Source organism: Symbiobacterium thermophilum IAM 14863, from assembly GCF_000009905.1.
Taxonomy (GTDB): domain Bacteria; phylum Bacillota; class Sulfobacillia; order Symbiobacteriales; family Symbiobacteriaceae; genus Symbiobacterium; species Symbiobacterium thermophilum.
Genome location: NC_006177.1, coordinates 2,768,824 through 2,793,697, shown reverse-complemented (window position 1 = coordinate 2,793,697; position 24,874 = coordinate 2,768,824). Strand labels below are relative to the sequence as shown.

18 protein-coding genes and 1 tRNA gene are annotated in these 24,874 nt (G+C 68.9%); 15 read left to right on the top strand and 4 right to left on the bottom strand.

Annotated elements, in window-relative coordinates; all coding sequences use genetic code 11:
* The first annotated feature begins 348 nt into the window (after nucleotides 1–348).
* From fdnG to fdhD, 5 genes are read left to right on the top strand one after another with little or no spacing between them, the layout of a single operon-like run.
* The gene (gene fdnG, locus STH_RS12945) at nucleotides 349–3,402 is read left to right on the top strand and encodes a formate dehydrogenase-N subunit alpha (RefSeq protein WP_420834784.1); all 3,054 of its coding nucleotides are present in this window, start codon (nucleotides 349–351) and stop codon (nucleotides 3,400–3,402) included.
* Nucleotides 3,403–3,406: 4 nt separating this feature from the next.
* Entirely contained in the window at nucleotides 3,407–4,198 is a 792-nt protein-coding gene (locus STH_RS12940; protein ID WP_011196722.1) for a 4Fe-4S dicluster domain-containing protein, read from the top strand.
* A complete protein-coding gene (locus STH_RS18525; protein ID WP_043714111.1) occupies nucleotides 4,195–5,403 on the top strand; it encodes a hypothetical protein in 1,209 nt (402 codons plus the stop codon). Before STH_RS12940 ends, STH_RS18525 begins: the two co-directional genes overlap by 4 nt.
* A gap of 29 nt (nucleotides 5,404–5,432) precedes the next feature.
* Complete coding sequence (locus STH_RS18520; protein WP_011196720.1) at nucleotides 5,433–6,425, top strand: aldehyde ferredoxin oxidoreductase N-terminal domain-containing protein; 993 nt, start codon at nucleotides 5,433–5,435, stop codon at nucleotides 6,423–6,425.
* A gap of 14 nt (nucleotides 6,426–6,439) precedes the next feature.
* Nucleotides 6,440–7,186: a formate dehydrogenase accessory sulfurtransferase FdhD gene (fdhD, locus tag STH_RS12925; protein ID WP_011196719.1), complete on the top strand. Its 747-nt coding sequence runs from the start codon at nucleotides 6,440–6,442 to the stop codon at nucleotides 7,184–7,186.
* Nucleotides 7,187–7,235: 49 nt separating this feature from the next.
* On the opposite strand, the gene STH_RS12920 is transcribed toward fdhD, so the two are convergent.
* Complete coding sequence (locus STH_RS12920) at nucleotides 7,236–7,925, bottom strand: DUF881 domain-containing protein (protein ID WP_011196718.1); 690 nt, start codon at nucleotides 7,923–7,925, stop codon at nucleotides 7,236–7,238.
* 171 nt (nucleotides 7,926–8,096) lie between these two features.
* Between STH_RS12920 and STH_RS12915 the strand changes: the two genes are divergently transcribed.
* The 4 genes from STH_RS12915 to STH_RS12905 all read left to right on the top strand — a co-directional run bounded on the left by STH_RS12915 (nucleotide 8,097) and on the right by STH_RS12905 (nucleotide 10,638).
* Entirely contained in the window at nucleotides 8,097–9,278 is a 1,182-nt protein-coding gene (locus tag STH_RS12915) for an MFS transporter (protein WP_011196717.1), read from the top strand.
* Nucleotides 9,279–9,328: 50 nt separating this feature from the next.
* Nucleotides 9,329–9,427 (top strand) — tRNA-Sec (locus STH_RS18515).
* Between the two features lie 137 nt (nucleotides 9,428–9,564).
* Nucleotides 9,565–9,876, top strand: a complete 312-nt coding sequence (locus STH_RS12910; protein ID WP_043714108.1) for a nucleoside triphosphate pyrophosphohydrolase — start codon at nucleotides 9,565–9,567, stop codon at nucleotides 9,874–9,876.
* Nucleotides 9,877–9,960: 84 nt separating this feature from the next.
* Nucleotides 9,961–10,638, top strand: coding sequence for an N-acetylmuramoyl-L-alanine amidase (locus STH_RS12905; protein ID WP_011196715.1), 678 nt, complete (start codon nucleotides 9,961–9,963; stop codon nucleotides 10,636–10,638).
* 62 nt (nucleotides 10,639–10,700) lie between these two features.
* On the opposite strand, the gene STH_RS12900 is transcribed toward STH_RS12905, so the two are convergent.
* Entirely contained in the window at nucleotides 10,701–13,637 is a 2,937-nt protein-coding gene (locus STH_RS12900; protein WP_011196714.1) for a DNA helicase-like protein, read from the bottom strand.
* A 152-nt stretch (nucleotides 13,638–13,789) separates the two neighbouring features.
* On the opposite strand from STH_RS12900, the gene selA reads away from it, so the two are divergent.
* The 6 genes from selA (at nucleotide 13,790) to STH_RS12870 (ending at nucleotide 21,803) form a co-directional block, all read left to right on the top strand.
* Nucleotides 13,790–15,190 carry an L-seryl-tRNA(Sec) selenium transferase gene (selA, locus tag STH_RS12895; RefSeq protein WP_011196713.1) on the top strand — a complete coding sequence of 467 codons (1,401 nt, stop codon included), beginning with the start codon at nucleotides 13,790–13,792 and terminating at the stop codon, nucleotides 15,188–15,190.
* A gap of 20 nt (nucleotides 15,191–15,210) precedes the next feature.
* Nucleotides 15,211–16,278, top strand: a complete 1,068-nt coding sequence (selD, locus tag STH_RS12890) for a selenide, water dikinase SelD (RefSeq protein ID WP_083766109.1) — start codon at nucleotides 15,211–15,213, stop codon at nucleotides 16,276–16,278.
* Nucleotides 16,278–17,948, top strand: coding sequence for a bacillithiol biosynthesis cysteine-adding enzyme BshC (bshC, locus tag STH_RS12885; RefSeq protein WP_043714106.1), 1,671 nt, complete (start codon nucleotides 16,278–16,280; stop codon nucleotides 17,946–17,948). Before selD ends, bshC begins: the two co-directional genes overlap by 1 nt.
* A 297-nt stretch (nucleotides 17,949–18,245) precedes the next feature.
* A complete protein-coding gene (locus tag STH_RS12880) occupies nucleotides 18,246–18,944 on the top strand; it encodes a pyrroline-5-carboxylate reductase family protein (RefSeq protein WP_011196710.1) in 699 nt (232 codons plus the stop codon).
* Between the two features lie 11 nt (nucleotides 18,945–18,955).
* Nucleotides 18,956–20,212, top strand: a complete 1,257-nt coding sequence (locus STH_RS12875; protein ID WP_083766107.1) for a D-alanyl-D-alanine carboxypeptidase family protein — start codon at nucleotides 18,956–18,958, stop codon at nucleotides 20,210–20,212.
* A gap of 139 nt (nucleotides 20,213–20,351) precedes the next feature.
* The gene (locus tag STH_RS12870; protein WP_043713291.1) at nucleotides 20,352–21,803 is read left to right on the top strand and encodes an IS1182-like element ISSyth2 family transposase; all 1,452 of its coding nucleotides are present in this window, start codon (nucleotides 20,352–20,354) and stop codon (nucleotides 21,801–21,803) included.
* 825 nt (nucleotides 21,804–22,628) lie between these two features.
* On the opposite strand, the gene STH_RS12865 is transcribed toward STH_RS12870, so the two are convergent.
* The gene (locus tag STH_RS12865) at nucleotides 22,629–23,825 is read right to left on the bottom strand and encodes an acetate/propionate family kinase (RefSeq protein WP_011196707.1); all 1,197 of its coding nucleotides are present in this window, start codon (nucleotides 23,823–23,825) and stop codon (nucleotides 22,629–22,631) included.
* A complete protein-coding gene (locus STH_RS12860; RefSeq protein WP_011196706.1) occupies nucleotides 23,822–24,712 on the bottom strand; it encodes a 3-hydroxyacyl-CoA dehydrogenase family protein in 891 nt (296 codons plus the stop codon). Before STH_RS12860 ends, STH_RS12865 begins: the two co-directional genes overlap by 4 nt.
* Nucleotides 24,713–24,874: the final 162 nt, after the last annotated feature.

Sequence of the window (24,874 nt, the reverse complement as noted above, 5' to 3'; positions counted from 1 at the left end):
GGGGGCCTCCGCCGATTGCGGCGGCGCCCCGCGGCGCGCCATCACGGGTGTTGCAAAAACGTAAGAAAAAGGAGTCCGATAGCGACTTGTATCAACGGACGTTAGACCAAAAGCACTAGTACGAACGTGATCCAGGCAGCTTTCGTGGACCCTTTGTGACGGGGGTAACAACTCGTCCGAGGGTTTGTGAGCGGGCTAACAATTAGACCCAGAGGCCAACTGTGCTATTGCGAAACCTCCATCCTGCGCTATTTCGGGGCGGCATAGCCAAAGGTATGATCTGAAGTAAACCGTACGTCGTGCGCAATGGGCGCAATGTGCCCTGCGATCGGGCATACGGAGCTACGCATGGGGGTGGAAAGCTTGGCCCTGACCCGACGTGATCTCTTGAAGAGCTCGTTGGCGGCGGGGGGTGCCCTCTCGCTTCTGGGGCTCGGCGGCAAGGCCGAGGCGAAGGAGCGGGATGATCTGAAGATCGAGGGCGCCAAAGACTACCGGACGATCTGCTGCTACTGTTCGGTGGGCTGCGGGATTCAGCTCTGGGTGAAGGACGGGGAGGTCGTGCACGTGAACGGCGACCCCGACCACCCGATCAACGAGGGCACGCTCTGTCCCAAGGGCGCGTCCATCGCCAACCTGCGCATCGTCGCCGACAAGAACAACCAGTACCAGCCCAACCCGCGGCGGCTCACCAAGGTCCTCTACCGGGCCCCTGGCGCCACCGACTGGGAGGAGAAGGACTGGGACTGGGCGATTGAGCGCATCGCCCGGAACGTAAAGGCGGCCCGCGACGCCACCTTCGAGCGGGTGGACGAAAACGGCGTCACCGTCAACCGCACCTTCGCGATGGCCCACATCGGCTCGGCGGCCCTCGACAACGAGGAGAACTACGTCCTCGCCAAGCTGATGCGCGGCCTGGGGATTGTCCGCCTGGAACATCACGCCCGTCTCTGACACAGCTCCACGGTGGCCGGTCTGGCCCCCACGTTTGGACGCGGCGCGATGACGAACCACTGGACTGATTACCAGAACACCGACGTGTTCATGGTGCTGGGCACCAACCCGGCGGAGAACCACCCCATCTCCATGCGCTGGATCGACCGGGCGCGGGAGACCCGGGGTGCGAAGCTGATCGTGGTTGACCCCAAGTTCAACCGCACGGCCGCGAAGGCCGACCTGTACGTGCAGATCCGCCCGGGCACCGACATCGCCTTCCTGGGCGGGCTCATGAACTACGCCATGACCCACGGCCGGTACTTCCACGAGTACGTGGCCAAGTATACCAACGCCAGCTACCTCATCCACCCGGACTTCAAGTTCGAGGAAGGCCTCTTCTCCGGCGCCCAGGTGGGCGAGGACGGCCAGGTGAAGTACGACACCGCCACCTGGCAGTACCAGGTGGACGAGGACGGCAACATCAAGAAGGATCCGACGCTGCAGCACCCGCAGTGCGTCTTCCAGCTCATGAAGAAGCACTACGCGCGGTACACGCCCGAGATGGTCGCCGAGACCTGCGGCATGACGGTCGAGGAGTTCCTGGAGGTCGCGGAGCTCTTCACCTCCACCGGCCGGCCCGACAAGGCGGGCAACATCATGTACGCCATGGGCATCACGCAGTCGTCCCACGGCTCGCAGAACGTGCGGGCGGTGGCCATGCTGCAGCTCCTGCTGGGCAACATCGGCATCCCCGGCGGCGGCGTGAACGCCCACCGGGGCGAGTCCAACGTGCAGGGTTCCACCGACATGGCGATGCTCTGGAATAACCTGCCCGGCTACATGCCCATGCCGTCTGCGGCGCAGCACCCGACCCTGGCGGCCTACCAGGCGTCGACGCCCAAGTCGGGCTACTGGACCAACCGGCCCAAGTTCATGGTTTCGCTGCTGAAGGCCTGGTGGGGCGAGAACGCCACGGCGGAGAACGACTTCGCCTACGACTACCTGCCGAAGCTGGACCACCGGGACCACTCCCACATGTCCATCTTCGAGGCGATGGGCCGCGGCGAGCTGAAGGGCCTGTTTGCCTGGGGCCAGAACTTCGCCGTGGGCGGGCCCAACGTCACGAAGGAGCGGTCGGCCCTGGCGAACCTGGACTGGCTGGTCGTGGTCGACCTCTTCGAGACCGAGACGGCGGCCTTCTGGAAGGGCCCGGGCATGAATCCGGCCGAGATTCAGACCGAGGTCTTCCTGCTGCCCGCCGCCGCCTCCTACGAGAAGTGCGGCACCGTCACCAACTCCGGCCGCTGGATCCAGTGGCGCGACAAGGCCGTGGAGCCCATGGGCGACTCCCGGGACGACCTCTGGATCGCGGACCGGCTCTTCAAGAAGCTGCGTGAGCTCTATGCCACCGAGGGCGGCGCCTTCCCCGATCCCATCCTGCAGCTGCACTGGGACTACGACGACGGCGACCACCCCTCGGCGGAAAAGGTGGCCTTCGAGATCAACGGCTACACCTGGGCCGACCGGAAGGGGCTCACGACCTTCGGCAACCTGCAGGACGACGGTTCCACCGCCTGCGGCTGCTGGATCTACGCCGGCTACTTCGACAACTTCGAGACCCCGAAGTGCCGGAGCCGGGTGAAGGACGAGCCGGGCACGACGCTGGGCACCCACCTGGGCTGGGCCTGGGCCTGGCCGGTCAACCGTCGGATCCTGTACAACCGCTGCTCGATGGACGAGCACGGCCAGCCGTGGGATCCGGAGCGGCCGCTCTTCCGGTGGGACGGCGAGAAGTTCATCGCGCAGGACGTGCCTGACTTCGTCGCCACCAACCCGCCCGAGGTCTCGGCGCAGAACCCGTTCATCATGATGCAGGAGGGCGTGGGGGCGCTCTGGTCGCCCTCCGGGATGAAGGACGGCCCCATCCCCGAGCACTATGAGCCGGTGGAGTCGCCGGTGTCCAACCGGTTCAACCGGCGGCAGTTCAACCCCGTGGCCGTCATCTCCGGCAAGGGCGAGTTCGGCGCCCTCACCGAGGCCGAGAACCCCGAGTTCCCGTACATCTGCACCACCTACCGGGTGACCGAGCACTGGCAGTCCGGCGCCATGACCCGGTCGCTGCCGTGGCTGGGCGAGATGATGCCCGACATGTTCGTCGAGATCTCCCCGACCCTGGCGGCCAAGCTGGGCGTGCAGTCGGGCGACCGGGTGGAGGTGACCACCGTCCGCGGCTCGCTGGTCGCCCCGGCGATGGTCACGCCCCGCATGCGGCCGGTCCGGGTCCACGGCCGGGAGATCGAGATCGTGGGCATGCCCTGGCACTGGGGCTTCATGGGCAAGTTCACCGGCGCCTCGGCCAACGTGCTCACGCCGCACGTGGGCGACGCCAACACCCAGATCCCCGAGTACAAGGCGTTCCTGTGCAACGTGAAGAAGGCCGGCGGCTCCGGCCCGGTAAGGGGGTAAGCTCATGACCTACGGGATGCTCATCGACCTGTCCAAGTGCATGGGCTGCCGGGGCTGCCAGGTGGCCTGCAAGCAGTGGAACGACCTCCCGGGTGAGGACACGAGCGTGGGGCCCGACTTCACCAACCCGCAGAAGCGCTCGGCCTACACCTGGACCACCATCGACTTCGTGACCGCCGAGGTGAACGGCCGCACCGTGGCCACCTTCACCAAGTCCGGCTGCATGCACTGCCTGGAGCCGGCCTGCGAGTCGGTCTGCATCGCCGGCGCCATCAAGCGGCAGGCGAACGGCGCGGTCACCATCGACCACGACAAGTGCATCGGCTGCCGCTACTGCCAGCTGGGCTGCCCCTTCGGTGTGCCCAAGTACGAGTACGACAAGCCGGTGCCCCGCATGCAGAAGTGCACCCTGTGCTACGACCGCATCTCGGAGGGCCTGGAGCCGGCCTGCGCGGCCACCTGCCCCAGCGGCGCCATCCTCTTCGGCGAGCGGGAAGAGCTGCTGAAGCTCGCCAGGCAGCGCATCGCCGAGGGGGGCGGCCGGTACATCGACCACGTGTACGGCGAGCACGAGGCGGGCGGCACCGCCGTCCTGTACATCTCCCCCGTGCCGCTGGACCTGACCGCCCTGAACACCGACGTCACGACCGAGTCGGTGCCCGGCTTCACCTGGAAGGCCATGCGGCAGCTGCCGGTCCTGGTGGGCAGCGTCGCAGCCCTGTCGCTGGGACTCATGGCCTACTCGCGGCGGCGCGCCCAGCTTGAGGCGCTGGCGAAGGGGGGTGGCGAGCAGTGAGCACCATGAACGCGACGCACAAGCCGACCAGGCTTCTGCGGATGGAGTGGTGGCGCTGGCGGATGTCGCCGGGCAAGGGGCTGTTGCTCGCCCTCTTCGGTGCGGCGGCGGTGGTGGCGGTCTGGCGCCTCTTCATGGGCCTGGGCGCCGCCACGGGGCTCAACGACTCGATGCCCTGGGGCCTGTGGAAGATCTACGACGTCGTGGTGGTGGTGCCGCTGGGCGCCACGGGGTTCGTGATGGCCTTCATCCGCTACTTCACGCCGGGCGGCGAGCGGTACGAGTACCTGAACCGCCGGGCGGTGATCTGGGCGGCCATCATGTACCTCTCCATGGGCGTCCGGCTGGCGTTCGACATCGGGATCCCCTGGCGCATCATCTACCCGATCGTGCGGGGCGGCAACCTGCACTCGCCGCTGTTTGAGATCGCCTGGTGCGTGTTCCTCTACCTGATCGTGCTCTTCTTCGAGAACATCAGCCGGGTGGCGGAGGAGCAGAAGCGGCCCTGGGTCAAGAAGGCCGACCACCTGCTCCACAAGATCCTGCCGGGGTTCGTGCTGGTGGGCGTGATGCTTTCGACGATGCACCACTCGTCCCTGGGCACCCTGTTCATGATCACCGGCAAGCGGATGGATCCGCTCTGGTACCACCCCTGGCTGAACTACGTCTTCCTGCTGACCTCCATCGCCACCGGCATGGGCATGATGATGGTCATCGAACACCTGACCAGCCGGTACTACAAGATCAAGTTCGAGACCGACCTGCTGGCTCGCCTGGCGCCGTGGGTCGCCGGCATCCTCAGCTTCGTGCTGGCCTGGCGTCTCGGCGCCATGGCCGCCGAGGGGCAGATCGGGCAGATCTTCGTGCCCCGGGTAGAGACCGCGCTCTGGTGGGCGGAGATCCTGCTGGGCTACGTGGCCCCGATCGCCATCCTCTTCTCCCGGGCCCGGTTCACCCAGAAGGGGCTGTTCGCCGGCGGCCTGCTCACCGTGCTGGGTATGATCGCCCTGCGGCTGAACGTGGGCTTCACGGCCCTGATGGATGCGCTGGGCGCCCAGTACACGCCGTCGGTCCCGGAGATCCTGTTCAGCGTCGGCGCCACCGCCGGCACCGTGGTCATCTACACCTGGTTCGTGGAAACCTTGCCCTCCATCCTCGGCCCGCGGGAGCGGGAGACCGAGGGGCTGGAGGCAGTGGGGGACTAGCTGCTGCGGCAGCGGAGGAGGGAACTTCCGTGACGACGTGGGCCTATGCCGAGCAGATCCTTTACGTGGACCTCGGGCGCCGCACCGCGCGCGTCGAGCCGACGCCGACGGCCCTGAAGCGGGGCTACATCGGCGGCGTCGGGTTCGTGGCGAGCCTGCTGGCAGAGGCCCCGTCGGCGCGGATTGTCCTGGCCACCGGCCCCCTCTCGGACGCGATGGCCGGCCGCCTGGCCATGGGCGCCGTGGTGGACGGACGGATGGTCTTCTCCTCCATGGGCGGCCGCATGGCCGCGGCGCTGAAGGGGGCGGGGTATGACGCCGTCGTGATCGACGGCCGGCTGGAACACCCCGGCGTGCTGGTTCTGGAGCCGGAAGGGGTCCGCATCCTGGACGGCGGCCACCTCTGGGGGCTGGAGGTGCCCGACGTGGCCCGGCAGCTCTACCTGGAGACGGGCCCCTACTGGGCGACCATGGTGCTGGGCCCCGCGGCGGACCACCACGTGCCCTTCGCGACGATGGTGCACGAGGGCCACTTCGCGGGCGGCAGCGGCGTCGCAGCCGCACTGGGGCGCACGCGGATCAAGGCGGTCATGGTGCGGGACACCCTGCTCATCCCCTCCCGCTGCACCGGCTGCGACCTGGCCTGCCCGGCGAAGCTCTCCCCCAACGCCGGCCGGGCGGGCGACCTGGGGCTGGACGCCCCCACCGCCGAGCGGCTGGCGGCCCTGGCCGACGCGCTGATCCAGGCAGGGATGCTGCCCGAGCCCATCGAACTCCTCACGGAGATCGCGTACCGCCGCGGCGTGGGCGCGCTGTTCTCGGACGGCGAGGAGGCCGCGCTCCGCAGGCTGGGGCCCGAGGCGGCCCGGTTTCTCCCGCTCCTGCCGCCGCGCAAGCGTCGGGGCGGCATCGGGATCGCCGACCTTCTGGGCACCTGCCAGCGGGTCTGGCGCGAGCGCCCGGGTGAGATCCTGCGTTCGGCGCTGGCGGCCACCAAGGGGCTGCTGGCGGACGCGAGCTGACGGAGGAGGAGACGATGACCGACTTCGGAGAGCTGCCGCCCATGCCGGTGGAGCGGCCGGCCACGCTGTACATCAACGATCAGGAGATCGTGACCTTGCAGACGACGCCCAGCCATCTTGATGACTGGGCTGTCGGCTTTCTTTTTGGCGAGGGGATCATCCGGGACCTGGGAGAGGTGGCCCGGCTCTCGGTGGACGAGGACCGGGGCATGGTCTGGGTCGACCTGCCGGGGCTGACCGAGCTGCCCGACGCCTCCACCCGCAAGCGCTACCTCACCGCCGGCTGCGGCAAGGGGGTCACCTTCAGCTCGCTGAAGGACGCCCTCCTGCTGAAAAAAGTGGACCACCCGCTGACGGTGCGGGTGGCCGACCTGCTGGACTGGGTGAAGGAGATGCAGCGCAACACGCCGCTCTATGCGGCGACAGGCGGCGTCCACGGCGCCGGGCTGAAGAACCTGGCGACCGGCGAGATGATCGTGCGGGAGGATATCGGCCGCCACAACGCCCTGGACAAGGCCATCGGCGCCGCCCTGCGGGCGGGGTGGGACTTTACGCGGGTGGTGGCGGTGAGCTCGGGCCGCATCAGCTACGAGGCCGCCACCAAGCTGGGCCGGGCGCAGATCGCCGTCGGCGCCACGCTGACGGCGGCCACCGACCAGGCGGTCAGGCTGGCCACGCACCTGGGCATGGACCTGGTAGGCTACGCCCGCAGCCCGAAGCACATGGTGCTGTACACCCGCAGCGGCCGGCTGCTGCCGTAGCCGCTTCGACCGTGGCCCGGCGAGGTCTGTTGACGGCGCACCAGGGCGCTCATGACCCCGCGGATTCCGCGGGCTTGGCGTACCTGAAGGCGGGCTGTGTCTTCAGCGGCGGCAGCGTCAGGCTGTCGCTTTTCACGACCGTGACCTTGATGCCCCACCGGGCGAGCAGGTCGATGACGCCGCCCCGCAGCTTGAGCGAGGCGTCCAGCACGGCGGGGTCGCCGATCGCGTGGATCTCCACGGGGGAGGCGATCATCGTCTCGCCCACCAGGATGCGCTCGCCGACGTTGCGGATGCCGCTCACCGAGGTGAGCCGCACGCCGCCCACCGCGATGGCCTCCGCGCCGGCGGTGTACAGCTCGTTGACCACCCGCCAGATGTCCTCGTCCGCCACACGGTTCTTGGCGGTGACGGCCTCGGGGGTCTCGCTCAGGGTGACCACGACGCCGGGCCCCGTCACCGCCGTGGTCCCGGCCAGCAGCCGGAGCCGCTCCAGCTCGGCCTCCTGGGAGGGCGAGTTGAGCGAGCGGCGCAGCTCGGAGACCTCCCGCTCCAGCTCCCTGATGCGCCCCTCCGCGGCCGCCAGCTCCGTCTCCCGGTCGGTGAGGGCGACGACCAGCTCGTCCATGCGGAGTCGGGTGGGATCGATATGCTGCTCGCTGGTGATGCGGAACTGCGTCGTCAGTAGGAGCCCGAGGAAGAGCATCACCACGGCCAGTCCCCAGTAGGTCTTGTTCACCAGTTCACCACTTCCGTCGTCCGATTGCTGGGCTGCGGGATTCCCTCCCGCTCTGTTCGACTCCGGGCAGCAGACTCCTCCAGCGGCCCGAGGAAGGATCCGCGGGGTTCCGGAGCGAAGGCAACTCGCTACGCTCTATGATATCAGCCGCGCAAGGAGGATCTGAAGCCCTTGAACTCCACCGTGTCGGCGGGGCGCCCGGTCCTCGCCCTCCTGCTGGTGCTCAGCCTGACCCACGCCGTCATTGACCTGACCTCCGGCGCGATCGTCGCGCTCCTGCCGGCCATGCGGGAGGCCTACTCGCTCTCCTACGCCATGGTCGGCCTCATCCCGCTGTTTGCCAACCTGACGTCCACGTTCACCCAGCCCGTCTTCGGCATCATCTCCGACCGGTCGGAGATGCGCTGGCTCCTGCCGCTCAGCGTGGCCCTGGGCGGGCTCGGCCTCGCGGCGGTGGGGTACGTCAGCAACTACTGGCTGGTCCTGGCCGCGGTGGTGATCAGCGCGCTGGGCAGCGCGGCCTTCCACCCCGAGGGCGCGCACGCCGCCCACAACCTGGCCGGGGAGCGCCGTGCCCTGGCGATGGCGATCTACAGCGTCGGCGGCAACCTGGGGTACGCGCTGGGGCCGGGCTTCGCCGCGGCCCTGATCGCCGCCTTCGGCCTGCGGGGGACGGGGCTCGCGGCGCTGCTGCCGCTCGCGCTCGCCGCCTTCCTGATATGGCTCCTGCCCCGCTGGCGGGCCCACGAGCAGGAGGCGGCGGCCCGGAAGCGGGAGCAGGCGGAGCCCGGCGAGACCAACTGGCGGGGCACGGTCCTGATCACGCTGGTGGTGATCCTGCGCTCCATCATCCACCTGGGCATGACGACGTACGTCCCGTTCTTCTGGATCGACGTGCTCGGCAACGCCCCGGCCACCGCCGGCCTGGTGCAGACGACCTACCTGCTCGCCGGGGTGCTCGGGACGCTGCTGGGCGCGCCGCTGGCGGACCGGTTCGGCACCAAGCCTGTGCTCATCGCCTCCTTCGCCCTGCTGCTGCCGGTGCAGGCCGTGCTCGCCTCCCTGCGGGGCTGGCCGCTGCTCATCGGCCTCTTCGCCGCCGGTTTCCTGGTGGTCTCCACATTCACGACGACGCTGGTGATGACTCAGGAGTACATGCCCCGCAGCCTGGGGCTGGCCTCGGGGCTCAACCTGGGCCTGGCCTTCGGCATGGGCGGCGTGGGCACCTCGGTGCTCGGCATCGTGGCCGACCACTTCGGCGTGCTCGTGGTGATGCGGTGCATCGCATCGCTGGTGCTGCCGGCGCTGCTGCTCACGCTGGCGCTGCCGCCGGTCCGGCTGAACCGGGCCTGAGGCGGCCGTTGCGGCGGCGGTCAAGCTGTGATATAGTCATGGGTGCAGACGGGAGTAGATCGGGTCCTGGTGGCCCGCACGGTCTTCAAAACCGCTTGAGCCGTAGTGATCCTGCGGCTGGTGGGTTCGATTCCCACATACTCCCGCCACCAGACCAGAAGTTGCTGCAGGGTTGGCCCTGCAGCGCTTTTGCTTTCGGCGCGGAGAAGCTTCCGTTTCACCCAACGCACCCCGTGTACCGGAAGGCATCCGACCACGGCGATCCATGCCAGGAGGGCGGAAGAGGATGACCGTGTACCACAAGCTGGTCCGGGACCGGATCCCGGAAATCATCGAGGCGTCCGGCCGAAGGTGCGTGGTCCGCGTGCTCGACGACCAGGCCTACCTCGACAGCCTGCACCGGAAGCTGGAGGAGGAGCTGCAGGAGTACCTGACCAGCCGCAGCCTGGAGGAGCTGGCGGACCTGCTGGAGGTCGCGTACGCGATCGCCGAGTTCAGGGGCGTTCGCCCGGAGCAGCTGGAACAGGTGCGCCGGGAAAAACGCGAAGCCCGCAGCGGCTTTAGGCGGCGGCTCTTTCTGCTCCAGGTGTCGGACTGACCCGTCACGCCTCCATGTCACACCGTCCTCCTAGTTTACATATTGTGTCCTGACCCGGACGGCGCTGAGAGGAGGCGACGCCAGGTGATCCCCATCATCCCCGACATGCTGCCGGAGGACCACCCGCTGGAGCGGCTTCCCATGACCCCGCGCTATATCACCATCCACGACACCGGCAACCCGGCGCCCGGCGCCAACGCCGCGATGCACGGCCGCTATATCCGCAGCCAGGCGGCCATCGAGCGCGAGGTGATGTGGCACTTCACCGTCGACGACCGGGAGATCCGGCAGCACCTGCCGCTGGACCGCAACGGCTGGCACGCCGGCGACGGCTGGTACGGCACCGGCAACCGGCAGTCCATTGCCATTGAGATCTGCGAGAACGCCGACGGCAACCGGGCCGCCGCCGAGGCCAACGCCGCCGCCCTGGTGGCCTACCTCATTCAGACCGTGCCCACGCTCCTGCCCTTCCCCGAATGCGTGGTGCAGCACAACCGCTGGTCCGGAAAAGACTGCCCCCGGGTCCTTCGAGGCAGACCCGGGGGATGGGAGGCGTTTCTGAGCAGCGTGGCAGCGAACTTGAACGACGGACGGAGGCCGATCCCGGTGCGTGACCCGGCGGGGCGGCTGCTTCTCACCGGCTGGCTGGAGGACGGCACCACCGTCGTGCCCCTCAGGGCGCTGGCAGAGGCCCTGGGGCTGGTGGTGGAGTGGGACGCCGCAGCCGCCGAGGCCCGGCTGCGCTGGCCGGGGGGCGCGTAGTTCGGGCGTCTGCGCCGGCGTCGGGCGTGCGTCTGCACCGGTCGCCCAGCCGCTACCCGTCCTCACCGGAGCAGTTCCCGCAGCCCCTCCCAGTCGCCGGGCCTGACGGCGTGATACGGGAGTCCGGCCTGGGCGCAGACTTGCGCCGCGGGGCCGGGCTCGCCCGCGTCCAGCTCCACCACCGCCAGCGGTCGGAAGCTGCTCACGTCGAGCACGGTGATCAGCGGATAGGCCGAGACGGCCTGCTCCCTCAGGTGCGCGGGCAGCGCGGCCAGCCGTTCGGGACCCAGCGTCCACGTGAGCGGCAGGCGCGGCGCCAACAGCGCCTGCCGCTGGCGGGCCAGGGCGGCCAGCCGGTTGTACAGCTCCCGCTCATCCCCCTGAAGCGCCTCCGCAACGGCCTCGGGCGCGGTGAGACACGCCTCGTGCTGGGGGCGTTCGGAGGGCAGGAGCCCCAGCGCACCGGGCTGCAGGCCCGCGGCCTGGACGTCCTCCTCTGTCCGCTCGCCGTTCACCAGGCCGGCCAGGGCCGGGATCTGCGCGAGGGTTTCCCGGCGGCCCACCAGCACGGCCCGCTGCGAGGCGCACGCCAGGGCCCGCAGGACGGCGCGGCTCCGGTCGCCCAGCCACCGCAGGCTCTCGGGGGTCGCGCCGGCGCCGAGGACCAGGGAGACCACCACCGCCTGGTGCCGGCCGAGCGGTTCGTCGGCGGCGTACACGGGGATGCGGCGCAGCGCCCCGGACCGGTCGGGGTCCTGCTCGGCGTCGGCCAGCCGGCTGAGCAGCTGCCGGAGGAGGTGCACCTGGCCGCTGAAGGGGCTGCAGAGCGCGACGTCCTGCAGGCCGGCGGAGAGGAGCCGGGTCACCTGCAGCAGGGCGGCGCGGGCCTCCAGCGGGCTCTGCGCCTGGCTGACGGCCGCCGGCGCCGGGAACAGCGTCTGGCCGTCGTCCACGTTGATGAACTGCACGTCCTCCGGGGCGTAGTACGATCCCCGCAGCCGCTGCGCCTGCGGGCCGGCCACGGCCAGGCCCCGGTGGAGCGGCGACACTTCGGTGTAGGCAAACGCAGCCAGATTGTGCTCCTCGACCTGGCCCAGCAGCCGGGAGTCCTCGTCCGGCCCCAGGCTGGAGGGGGGCATCACGCCATCCTCGTCGCCCAGCAGCACCGCCCGCTTCGCCCGGTAGAGCACCGGCAGGAAGGGCGGGATCGGCACCCGCTCGGCGTCGTCGAGCACGAACAGGTCGAACATCTCCGGCTCGTTGGGCACGGTGCCGGCCACGGCCAGGGTGGGGCTGACCACCACCGGGAAAGCCGCGAGCAGGTCCGCGAACCGCTGGCGGGTGAGGATCGAGAGGCGGGGGCCGCCCTTCTCCTGGGACTCGATCTCGCCGGTCACCGAGGCGATGATCTTGTCCAGGTTCGGCCGGATCTCGGCGGCCTTCCGCAGCCAGGCGGCCCGCAGCCGGCGGCGGTCCACCTCGGCCTTCTTCCGGGCCGTGGCTGCGGCGAGGGCGGCGGTCTCCTGCCGATGGTCCGCCGCGCCGCCGGCGCCGAGGATCCGGCGGGCCCGGGACAGGAGCAGCGGGTAGGCCTGGGCCAGCAGCCCGAGGCCCTCTACCTGCTCCTTCAGGTCGCCCTCGGGATGGCAGAACTCCGGGATGCCCGCCTGGCGGAGGGCGCTCTTGATCTGGCTGATCCGCCGCATCTGGCTCAGCCGGCCGGCCAGGCCGCCCTCTTCCTCCCAGGCCAGGGCGCGCATGTGCAACTGGCGCAGGGCGACCAGCTGCTCCGGCCGGAACTGGCCGGCGTTGGCGGCGGTGATGCGCCCCGCCAGCTGCTCCATCCAGGCCCGGCGGGGGTGGTCGTTGAGGCTGGCCTCCACCAGGGCGGAGACGGGCTCCATTGCCTCGCCCAGCTCCGCCAGGGCCACGGCGCGGGCGTGCTCGGCGTGGAGCCGGTCCAGCTCTTCCGCCAGCGCCCGGCTCTCGGCCGCGAGCGCGCTGGCCTCGGGCGGCGCGGCCTCGCCCTCCGCCTTCAGCGACTGCAGCACCTCCAGGGCGCGGCGCAACGACCCGAGCCAGGCCTCCTGGCTGCCGATGTACAGCACGCCGGGGAAGGCCTCGAGGAACTCGTCGGGCAGCCGGCCGTCCGGGGTCACGAACAGGACCCGCTGACCGGCCGCCGCCGCGCAGGCGATGAGGTTGGCCGCCGTGGCGCTCTTGCCGGAGCCCGCGGGGCCGGCGACGGTCAGAAACGGCGCGCGCCACCGCCTGAGCACCCGCACCTGGTCGGCGTCGGCGGGCAGGATGGACAGGTAGTCGTCGGACTCCCGCGCGACCGGCAGTCCCTGCTCGCCGGTGAAGATCCGGATGGTGTCGGGCAGCCGGTCCTTGCGCAGCTGCTCCATGAGCTGAAGCTCCCGGGCCGGCCCCCGGGCCGAGCCGAGCCCTTCCGAGCCGAAGAGCACGGCGTCGTACTGCAGGTCGACACCGGCCAGGTACTGGCCGAGCAGCTCTGCCGGCTCGGGGCCGCGGCTGCTGAGCCAGAGCCGCGTGAGCTCGGCGATCTCCGCGTCGGTGAGGCCCGCCGCCTGCCGCAGGAACCGCCGGTTGAAGAGCAGTTCGCTGACGCCCCGGGTGAGCACCACCGTCTGGGGCGCGGTGCCGGGCTCCAGGGTGACCTCGGTGCAGCAGACGGGGACCAGCCGGTCACCGTCCCGGGCGAGGGGGTAGCCGTAGAAGAACGTGCCCCCGATGCCCCGCCCGCGGCGGTTCAGGTAGGCCAGGATCGGCTGGGTGTGCGCCGGATCGCTGATGATGGTGGTGGTGGCCTTGTGGGTGATCAGATGCTCCTGCAGCCCCTGGAGGATCACCCGCGCGTTGGGGTCGGCAGGGACCTGTATACCCAGCTCCACCTCCCGGTCGAGGCAGCTGCGATAGTACTTGACCAGGGCGGTCCAGAACGGCGTGGACGGGCGCGGTGGTCTGAGGGACGACATGGAGCCTACCTCCCCTGAATCAACTAATACTGGATATTCCTGCTCATGAGGCTTTCTTCCTCTTTCCAACCAGACTTGGCCCCTGCACATGCAACAGCTTATAATTGGAGGCGACCTGAACTTCAGATGCCGGGCGATCGGAGGAACGGAACATGAAGCCATGGCAGCAGTCGGCGCTGCGCGCCATCCCGCCGGTCAACGAGATTCTGGAGACGCCCACCGGCCAGCGGCTGCTGGCCGAGCGCGCCCGCGCCCTGGTGGTGGACGCGGTGGGCGAGGCCCTGGACGCCCTGCGCAGGAAGATCGCGGCCGCGGCCAGCGAGGAGGAGCTGGCCGTCCTGGACCGCAGCCCCGAGGGGCTGGCGGCCGACGCCGCGGCGCGCCTCAGCCGGAGGCTGAGGCCCCGGCTGCGCCGGGTGATCAACGCGACCGGCGTGGTGATTCACACCAACATGGGCCGGGCGCCCCTGGCGGAGGAGGCGGTGGCGGCCATCGTCGACATCGCGGGGCGGTACAACAACCTGGAGCTGGACCTCTCCACCGGCGAGCGGGGCTCCCGCTACGCCCACGTGGAGGCGCTGCTGGCCGAGCTTACCGGCGCCGAGGCGGCCATGGTGGTGAACAACAACGCCGCCGCGGTGCTGCTCATGCTCTCCGCCCTGGCGGCGGGGAAGGAGGTCGTCGTCTCCCGCGGCGAGCTGGTGGAGATCGGCGGCTCCTTCCGGGTGCCGGACGTGATGAAGCAGGGCGGCGCCCGGCTGGTGGAGGTGGGCACCACCAACAAGACCCACCCCCGGGACTACGAGGAGGCCATCGGTCCGGAGACCTGCGCGCTGCTGAAGGTGCACCGGTCCAACTTCCGGCTGGAGGGCTTCACCGCCGAGGTCTCGGTGGCGGAGCTGGCCCGGATCGCCCACCGGCACGGGCTGCCGTGCCTGGTGGACTGGGGCTCGGGGGTCATGCTGGACCTCTCCCGCTACGGGCTGCCGCACGAGGCGACCATGCCCGAGCTCATCGCCGCCGGCGCCGACCTGGTCACCTTCTCCGGGGACAAGCTGCTGGGCGCGCCCCAGGGCGGCTTCATCGTCGGCCGGCGGGACCTGGTGGAGCGGTGCCGCAGGCACCCGCTCACCCGCGCCGTGCGGGTGGACAAGCTGACGCTGGCCGGTATAGAGGCCACCCTGAAGCTGTACCTGGAGCCTGAGCGGGCCGCGGAACGGATTCCGGCGGTGCGCATGCTCACCGCCTCCCGGGAGCAGATCGCCCCCCGGGCCGAGGCCCTGGCCGGCAAGCTGAGGGCGGCCGGCATCGCCTGCGAGGTCATCGACGGCGTCTCCCGGGCCGGCGGCGGCGCCCTGCCGGGCGTCGACCTGCCCACCCGCCTGGTGGCGGTCGCCCACCCGGCGCCGCAGGAGGTGGAGGCCCGCCTGCGCGCCTTCGACCCGCCGGTGATGGTGCGCATCCAGGCGGGGCTCCTGCTCCTCGATCCGCGCACGCTCTGGGACGACGAACTGGACGTGGTGGTATCTGCCCTGCGGTCCGCCATCGTCTAACTGCTGGGGAGGTGAACCCGATGCGGCTGACCGGTCCCGACGACACCATCCGGCTGACCCAGTACACCGCCAAGTCCGGCTGAGGCTGCAAGATAGGTCCGGCGGACCTATCCGAGGTGCTCCGGCACCTGCCTCCGTCCCTGACCAACGCCGACGTCATCGTCGGCCTCGACACGCCGGATGACGCCGGGGTCTACCGCATCACCGACGACCTGGCCCTGGTGCAGACGGCGGACTTCTTTACGCCCATCGTCGACGATCCCTACTGGTTCGGCGCCATCGCCGCAGCCAACAGCCTGTCGGACATCTACGCGATGGGCGGGCGGCCGGTCACGGCGCTCAACCTCGTCAGCTTCCCCGTCAGCAAGCTGGACAAGCGCATCCTCGCGGAGATCCTGCGGGGCGGTGCGGAGAAGGTGGCTGAGGCGGGCGCGGTGCTCATCGGCGGCCACTCCATCGACGGCCCCGAGCCCACCTACGGGCTGGCGGTCACCGGGCTCGTCCACCCGGACCGGGTGGGGGCGAAGGCCGGCGTGCGGCCGGGGGACCGGCTGATCCTGACCAAGCCCATCGGGGTCGGCGTCATTACCACGGCCATCAAGCGGGGGCTCGCCCGGCCGGCGGACGTCGACGAGGTGACGCAGGTCATGGCGAAGCTGAACAACGTGGTGGACGTACTCGCGCCCTTCGACATCCGCGGCATGACCGACATCACCGGCTTCGGCCTCCTGGGCCACGCCTCGGAGATGGCCCGCACCAGCGGCGTGGGGCTGCGCCTCTCGGCCGGCGCCGTGCCGGTGCTGCCGTCGACCTATGACTACGCCGAACAGGGCGCCTTCCCCGGCGGCTCCAAGGCCAACTTCCGGTTCCTGACCGGCGAGGGGCACGTGGAGTTCGCCGAGTCGGTGCCTGAGCTGGTGCGGATGATCCTTTGCGACGCGGTCACCTCCGGCGGCCTGCTGATCGCGGTGGAGGCCGCGCGGGCCGCGGATCTGGCTTCAGCCCTTACAGCACACGGGACGCTGGCCGCTGCCGTCATCGGCGAGGCGGTGGCCGAGCATCCCGGGAAGATCATGGTGATAGACTGATGCATATTGAACGGGTGCCGGGTATTGCCCTGAGCCCCAGCGGCGCGGTTGCGGCCTACCTGGGCGACTGGGCGCGCGTGGCTCCTGCGTATGAGTACGACTGGCGCCGGCAGGAGAGCTTCGAACGGCGGGCCGCCTACCTCACCGGCGGCGGGTACGCCGGCGACCGGGCCGCGGTGGCCGCGGCCCTGGAGCGGTACAACCGCGCCCTGGGCGCGGACGAGGCCTCGCTGGAGAACGCCCGCCTGCTGGGCCGGCCGGAAACCCTGGCCGCGGTGACCGGCCAGCAGGCCGGGATCCTCACCGGGCCGGCCTACTCCATCTACAAGGCCATGACCACCATCCGGCTGGCCAGGCAGCAGAGCCAGCGGCTGGGGGTGCCGGTGGTCCCGGTGTTCTGGATCGCCGGCGAGGACCACGACTGGCACGAGGTGAGTTGGGTGATGGTGCCGGCGGGGAACGAGACCCGCCGGCTCGCCCTGAGCGAACGGTTCGACGGGGAGCGGCGCTCGGTCGCCCTCGCGCCCATGCCCGCCTCGGTGAGCGACCTGATCGACGAGTTTGCCCAGCTCATGCCGGATACCGAGTTCAAGGAGGAGGTCATCGCGCACCTGCGGGAGGCGGCGGTCGGCGGGCCGGCGCTGGATCCGGAGGCCACCGGGGGCGCACCGTCGCTGGCCGACTGGTTCGGCCGGCTGATGGCCTGGGTCTTCCGGGGCACCGGCCTGGTCTTCCTCAACTCGTCCGACCCGGCGCTGCGGCGCATTGAGGCGCCCTTCTTCGCCCGTGCGCTGCAGCAGCAGGCGGAGGTGGAGGCGGCCTGTGCCGCTGGCGTCGACCGCTGGGAGCGGGAGCTGGGGTTTGCGTGTACCGTTGAGCAGACGCCGAACAGCCTGAATCTCTTCATTTATATTGACGGCGAGCGGCTGCCCCTGCTGGGGGAGGGGGACCGGGTCTGGGTGCGGGGCCGCCCCGACCTCTCCTGGAGCCGGTCCGAGCTGGTGGATCTGGCCCTGCGGAGCCCCGAGCGCTTCTCCACCAACGTGGTGCTGCGGCCCGTGGTGCAGTCGTACCTGCTGCCCGACCTGTTCTACGTCGGCGGGCCGGGCGAGATCTCCTACTTCGGGCTGCTGCGCGATGTCTACCGGGCGATGGGCCGGCAGATGCCCGTCGTCGTGCCCCGGGAGGGCTTTACCCTGGTGGAGCCGCCCATCGCGCGCATCCTGCAGAAGCACGAGCTCACCCTGGACGACGCCTTCCACCGGCTGGACGACCTCCGCCAGGAGCTGCTGGAGCGGGAGGACCGCCTGGGGATCGCACAGGCCTTCGCGTCCTTCCGGCAGGACTTCGAGCGCCGCCACGCCGAGCTGGCTGCCCTGGTGCTGCAGCTGGATCCGGGGCTCGGCCAGGTGGTGGAGGAGAACCGGCGGCAGATCGAGCACCAGATCAACCGGCTGGAGGAGAAGGCGAAGCAGCAGCACCGGAAGAACTGTGAGACGGCGCTGAGGCAGTTCGACCGGTTGAAGGCCAACCTGACACCCAACGGGCTGCAGGAGCGCGCCTTCAGCATCCTGCCGTACCTGGTGAAGTACGGGCCTGACCTGGTTCGCCGCCTGGTGGACGAGGTGCCGCTGGAGGAAGGCTGGTCGCACCGGGCCATCTACCTCTAGGCGCCCGGAACCCGATCGGCGCGGCCCGGGACGGCTTCGCGATGCGGACCGTTCATCGGGAGCGGACGGCGCCGTCCGCTCCCCTTTTCCGCGACCTCCCTGCCCCGGCCGTCGTCTTACTCGTGTATAATGGTAGCCGTTGAAGCAGGTGTGCTGCTGACCGGCTCGTGCGGTCGCCGACCCGCAGACCCGACCGCTTCTCACCCGACCGCGGTCTCGTTCGTCGCTGCGGTTTCCTCCGGGAATGGATGGGCAGACTTTCATTGTCCGGTACGCATTCTGCGAGGAGGCAGCGCGGTGAACGACAAGATCGCGATCATCGGCGCCGGACCGCTGGCGTCGATTCTGGCGCATCGCATTCCCACCTCCGTCCGCAAGGTGATCATCGGGCGCCCGAAGGCCGCCGCGGTGGCCCTGGCCGATGAGGTCGGCGGCATCGCCTCCGACCAGGCCAGCGCCGTGCGGGGATGCCGCGTGGTGTTCCTGGCCGTGCCCACCCCAGACGTGGCGCAGGCGCTCGCGGACATCCGGCCGCATCTTTCGCCGGAGGCCCTGGTGGTCAACACGGCCGTCGATGTGCCGACGGCGGACCTCGCGGACGATCGGCTGCACGTGGGCGCTGCCAAGATCATCGGTCACCCCCAGGAGCTGGAGCAGGGCGCCCGGGCCGTGGTCGTTCTGGACCATGTCGGGCCCGCCGATGCGGAGCTGTTGACCGCCCTGCTGGCCGACCTGGGTCCGGTGATCCGGGGCGACGAGCGGACCGTGGAGGCCGCGGCCCGGGCCCTGTCCGAGGTGCTGGCCGGGGCCCGCGACGAACTCCGCCGTCGCCTGGCGGAAGCCGGGCTGCCGGCCGACGTGGTGCCCGCGGCGATCGCCGCGGCGGCGCCCGGCGTGCTCAGGGCGATGGCGCTGAGTGAGGACAATGCGGCGGAGAGGGGGATCAGGCGGCACGCAGGGGCCGGCGAGACTGCTGCTTCGCGAGTCTCGCACTAGGAGGGTGCCCATTGTTGAATCGCAAGGGACTTCGCCCCGCTTGGGCCATTGCACTGGTGGCCCTGGTGGCCGTGCTGCTCACCGGAACGCTCACCGCACCCGCGCAGGCAGCACCCGCCCTGGACCTGGAGGCGCGGTCCGCGGTGCTGCTGGACTTCGCGACGGGCCAGGTGCTGTACGAGAAGAACCCGGATGAGCCCATCGCACCGGCCTCGCTCACCAAGCTGATGACCCTGCACCTGGCCTTCAAGCGCATCGAGGCCGGGCAGATGAGCTACGACGACCCGGTCGTCGTCAGCCGGAACGCGTGGGCGGCCAATTTCCCCGACTCGTCGCTGATGTTCCTGGAGCCCGGCGACAAGGTGACGGTGGGCGAGGTCATGAAGGGCCTGGCCATCGTGTCGGGCAACGACGCCGCCGTGGCCCTGGCGGAGCACATCGGCGGTACGGTGGAGAACTTCGTCAAGATGATGAACGACGAGGCGCAGGCCCTGGGGTTCAAGACCTTCCGCTTCGTCGACCCCCATGGCCTCTCGCCGCAGAACCAGGTGACGGCGGGCGAGTTCGCCCGGTTCGCCCGGCTCTACATCCAGCTCCACCCCGAGTCGCTGGAGATGCTCCACAGCCAGAAGGAGTACTCCTATCCCCAGTATGAGAACCTCTCCGACGCCCGCCAGGCCGTGACCTCCCCCGAGGCCCACGAGCCGATCACGCAGATGAACCGCAACGGCCTGCTCTGGACCTACGAGGGCGTCGATGGTCTGAAGACCGGCTTCGTGGATGAGGCCGGTTTCAACCTGGCGGTCACGGCCCAGCGGGGCGGCATGCGGCTGGTCGGCGTGCTGCTGGGCATCCAGGCCGACTCCATCCCCGAGGGCTCGGCCAAGCGGGAGGCCGAGGGCGCGGCTCTGCTGAGCTGGGGCTTCAACAACTTCGTCACCGTGAAGCCGCAGATGCCCGAGGTCAAGCCCGTGCGGGTCTGGAAGGGCGCCGCCAATGAGGTGACCCTCCAGGCCGCCGGCGGGACGCCGACCCTGGTGCTGGAGAAGGGGCTGGAGTCGTCGCTGACCGCCTCCGTGCGGCAGGAGGAGTCCGTCACCGCTCCGGTCGCCAAGGGGCAGAAGCTGGGCGAGGTGATCTTCGCCGCGGACGGCCAGGAGGTCGCCCGGCTGGACCTGGTGGCGGCGGAGGACGTGCCGCAGGGCGGCTTCTTCAAGCGGATCTGGGACTCGCTGAAACTCTGGATACACGGGTTCTTTAACCGCTGATACTGTAAGACACACGCAGGGCTGTCCCAATGCTTGGGACAGCCCCCAGGTTGAAGACAAAATCCGGGTAACCCCTCGCGGGTGCCCGGATTTTGTTGTACAATGGCAACATAAGCAGTATCTGGCGGTGGTGAATGCGGTGCTTCGGGAACATGGACATGCTCAGCGCAAGTATGAGCTCGTGCTGATCGAAGACTTGGTGCCCCAAGATCATTTGCTCCGGAAGATCCAAGCGATACTTGATACTGACTTCATCCGGGAACGCACGGCCAGGTTCTACAGCGACCGGGGGCGACCGGCCATCGATCCAGTAGTGCTGGTGAAGATGGAGCTCATCGCATACCTCTTCGGCATCCGATCGGATCGGCGTTTGGTCGAGGAGATCCGGGTCAACGTCGCCTACCGCTGGTTCTTGGGGTTGGGGCTTACCGATCCGGTCCCGCACTTCACCACGCCAGGTAAGAACTACAGCCGTCGGTGGAAGGACTCCGGCCTGTTTGAGGAACTGTTCGACCATGTCGTCAAGCAGGCCATTGATGCCGGATACATCGATGGTCGCATGATCTTCACCGATTCCAGCCACCTGAAGGCAAACGCCAACAAGCGTCGGATTGCCAAAGAAGGTACGAAAGGCGTTACCCTGGAGGACATCGCCAGAGCCCGGGAACGGCACCTGGCGGCTCGTCGGGCCGAACGGGAAGAGTGTGCGGCAAATGATGATACGGAGGATGGCTTACTGGCCGCAGTGAACGCTGACCGCGAGGCCCACGGGCTGAAGCCCTTGCCCGAACGCAAAGAAGACCCGCAGCCGGATCTGTCGGTTGACGAGATGACGGTCAGCCTGACGGACCCGGAAGCGGCGATGCTTCGCCGTGAGGGGAAGCCTGACGGGTTTCACTACCTGCAGCACCGCACCGTCGATGGTCGCCACGGCTTCATCCTCGACGTGCTCGTCACGTCGGCGGCGATGACCGACGCCCAGGTTTACCCCACGTGCCTTTCCCGTGTTGACCGGCACGGGCTGAAGGTCGAGAAGGTTGGAGTCGATGCCGGGTACAACACCTTGGAGGTTCTGCACCTGCTGTCCAAGCGAGGGATTCAGGCTGCGGTAGCGCATCGCCGTCACCCTTCGCCCAAGGAACTGATGGGCAAGTGGCGCTTCAAGTATGACGCTTCACGGGATGCCTACCGCTGCCCGGCCAAGCAGTGGCTGACGTACGTCACCACCAACCGTGACGGCTACCGAGTCTACCGATCCGATGCTTCGGTTTGTGCGTCGTGTCCACTCCTTGGCCAGTGTACTCGCTCCACCACGAAGCAGAAAGTGATCCATCGCCACCTCTACGAGCACCTGCGGGAAGAGGCGCGGGAGTTTGTGAAGACGGATGAAGGGCAGCGCCTCGCACAGCGTCGGCGGGAAACGGTAGAGCGCAGTTTTGCCGATGCCAAAGAGTTGCACGGTCTGCGGTATGCGCGATACAGAGGCCGAAAACGTGTGCAGCACCAGTGCCTGGTGTCGGCCCTGGCGCAGAACTTGAAGAAGCTGGCCCTCTTAGAGAGCCGGCGATCTTCGTATGCCTTGAGCGCCTAAGGATACCGGGAAAGACCCTCCGTTTCCCACTTCCCCAGCACCCAACTGAGGCAAATCCAGGCGAATTTCTGGAAGTACATACCAAGAAGCGCCTCCTGTGAGCCGCTGAGCGGCCACAAGAGGCGCCTTTGTCTGCAGCCTGAGGGCTGTCCCAATGCTTGGGACAGCCCCGTGCGATTTCTTCCCCGGTTCGGCATCGCGGGAATCAACTCAACCATCTCGTGGGATCCGCGACAGGACGGGCTGCGGAGCTGCGCCGGGTAGCCGCCTTCGGTCCGTTCACGGCTCGCAAGAGTGAGAGACCAGACGCCGGCTGGATCCACTCATCGGACGCCCCATCGTATGGCAGGTTCAGTGTTACCTGTGAGCCTGCCCGAAGTCGGGCCGGGCCCCGATCGGGGTGCGTTCGGTTTGCCCCCGGGGGCCGGGGCGGAGAGGGGGCCGCGCGCCGTGCATACCCCTAGGGGGAGCATACGCGTGGCGTGCGGGTTCCGCGGAGGGCTGCGCCCGGCCGTTCGAGGCGGAATGTGCATCGGGAAGGTGCCGGCCAGTGCATATTTCGCGCGCAACCTGCCCTTTCGCGTGGGGATGAGGGCAGTGAACGGCGTGGGGGAAGCAGGATGAGGGTCCTCAGTGGCCCTCCCCGCTACCCCTGGGGGGTACCTGTCGAGGGTCCCATAACCTCGTTCGAGGCGAAATGTGCACCCATGCTGAGACAGGCGGTGCATATTTCGCCTCCAGCTTACGCAACCACCCCTTCACGAACGCAAGGCGGTGCACCGGGGGTGCACCGCCGTAAACTATGGGAGCTTATGCCCGACCCGCTCAGCGGTTGCGGATGAGCTCCGCCGTCTCCCGGGCGATCATCAGCTCCTCGTTGGTGGGGATGACCATGACCGCCACCTTCGAGTCGGGTCCGGAGATGATCCGCTCCTGGCCCCGGCAGTTGTTGGCCTCCTCGTCGAAGGTCACGCCCAGGAAGCCCAGGTTCTGGCACACGGCCTTGCGGAAGAGCGGCGAGTTCTCGCCGATGCCGCCGGTGAACACGATGCCGTCCACACGGCCCAGCACCGCGGCGTAGGCGCCGATGTACTTGCGCAGCCGGTACTCCATCATCTCGAAGGTCTCGACGGCCCGCGGGTCGCCCTTCTCCATCTCCTCCTCGATCTGGCGCATGTCGCTGGAGATGCCCGAGATGCCCAGGATGCCGCTGTGCTTGTTGAGCATCGAGTTGACCTCGGAGATGCCGATCTCCTCCCGGGCCATGATGTAGGGGATGACCCCAGGGTCCAGGTCGCCGGCGCGGGTGCCCATGATCAGGCCCGCCAGGGGCGTGAAGCCCATGGAGGTGTCCACCGACTTGCCGCCCTGCACGGCCGTGACCGACGAGCCGTTGCCCAGGTGGCAGGTGATGAGGTTGACCTCCTCCAGCGGCCGGCCCAGCAGGTCCGCGGCCCGCTGCGACACGTACTTGTGGGAGGTGCCGTGGAAGCCGTACCGGCGCACCTTGTGCCCCTTGTACATGGCGTAGGGCAGGGCGTAGAGGAACGCCTTGCGGGGCATGGTGGCGTGGAAGGCCGTGTCGAAGACCGCGACGCCGGGGGCGTGGGGCAGGGCGGCCTCGGCCGCCAGGATGCCGGTGAGGTTGGCCGGGTTGTGCAGCGGCGCCAGGTCGAACAGCTCCCGCAGCGTGCGCTTCACCTCATCGGTGATGATCACCGACTTGACGAAGGCCTCGCCGCCGTGGACGACCCGGTGGCCCACCGCCGCGATCTCCTCCGGTGCCTGGATGACCCCGTGGACCGGATCCGTCAGCGCCTTCAGGACCTTGCGCACGCCGGCGGTGTGGTCGAGGATGGTGCCGATCTCCTTGATCTTCTCGCCGGCGCCCTTGTACTCAAAGATGGCGTCCTCCATGCCGACCCGCTCGACCTTGCCGATCGCCAGGACGGACTCGGTCTCCATGTCCAGCAGCTGATACTTGATGGACGACGAGCCGCAGTTGAGCACCAGGATTTTCATCGGCCAGTCCTCCCGTTCTTGATCCGAGCGCCGTCGGCGTCGTACTTGAAGAAGCCCTCGCCGGTCTCCACGCCCAGGTGGCCGGCGCGCACCAGTTTCTTCAGAATCGGGGCCGGCCGGTACTTCAGGTCGCCGTACTCCCGCCAGAGCCGCTCCGCCATGACCAGCACGGTGTCCAGGCCGATGCGGTCCGCGATCTCCAGGGGGCCCCGGGGCATCTCGAATCCCAGGCGCATGGCGGTGTCGATGTCCTCGGCCGAGGCGACGCCCTCCATGAGCACCTGGCAGGCCTCGTTGATCAGCGGGACGATCAGCCGGGTGGTGATGTACCCCGGCGACTCGAAGACCTCCACGCCGGTGCGGCCGAGCCGCTCCATGAGGGCCATGACCTGGGAGACGGTCTCGTCGCTGGTCTTCAGACCGCGTACCACCTGTACCACCCGGGTCCGGGGGATGGGCTGCAGGAAGTGGCAGCCGATGACCTTGTCGGGTCGGTTGGTGGCCGAGGCCATCTCGGTGATGGAGAGGGTGGAGGTGTTGGAGGCCAGGATGACCTCGCGCCGGCAGACCTGGTCCAGCGTCCGGAAGATCTCCTTGTCCTCCGCGATCTCCACGACCAGGGTGGCGATGACGAAGTCTGCCTTGGCCAGTTCGTTGATGTCCGTGGTCATGCTGATGCGGGCCAGGATCGCCCGCTTCTCGGACTGGGTGAGCGCCCATTTCTCGATCTCGTGCTGCAGCGCCAGGTCCAGCTGCCGGCGGGCCTGCTCCAACTCCTCTTCAGAGCGGCCCACCATGATCACTTCCAGACCCTGGGTGGCGACCAGCTGCGCGATCCCGCGCCCGCTGGGGCCGGTGCCGACGATTCCCCAGATGCGAACCGACATAGTCACACTCCTTACCGGGCGACGGCTTTGTTCATCCGTTCTCAATCATAGCGAGAAACGGCAAGGATTCCTAGTAGGATGTGAGCCTGATACACAGTCTGCTTGCCGTGTGTGCGGGGCATGCAGGGTCAGGGCAGGGGCTTTTGCGCGGCCGTTCGCACC

Excerpts from the sequence above, each read along its gene's own strand:
- bshC (WP_043714106.1), top strand. The coding sequence starts at position 16,278 with ATGCATATTGAACGGGTGCCGGGTATTGCCCTGAGCCCCAGCGGCGCG.
- STH_RS12860 (WP_011196706.1), bottom strand. The coding sequence starts at position 24,712 with ATGTCGGTTCGCATCTGGGGAATCGTCGGCACCGGCCCCAGCGGGCGC.
- STH_RS12940 (WP_011196722.1), top strand. The coding sequence starts at position 3,407 with ATGACCTACGGGATGCTCATCGACCTGTCCAAGTGCATGGGCTGCCGG.
- fdhD (WP_011196719.1), top strand. The coding sequence starts at position 6,440 with ATGACCGACTTCGGAGAGCTGCCGCCCATGCCGGTGGAGCGGCCGGCC.
- selA (WP_011196713.1), top strand. The coding sequence starts at position 13,790 with ATGAAGCCATGGCAGCAGTCGGCGCTGCGCGCCATCCCGCCGGTCAAC.
- STH_RS12865 (WP_011196707.1), bottom strand. The coding sequence starts at position 23,825 with ATGAAAATCCTGGTGCTCAACTGCGGCTCGTCGTCCATCAAGTATCAG.
- STH_RS12910 (WP_043714108.1), top strand. The coding sequence starts at position 9,565 with ATGACCGTGTACCACAAGCTGGTCCGGGACCGGATCCCGGAAATCATC.
- STH_RS12900 (WP_011196714.1), bottom strand. The coding sequence starts at position 13,637 with ATGTCGTCCCTCAGACCACCGCGCCCGTCCACGCCGTTCTGGACCGCC.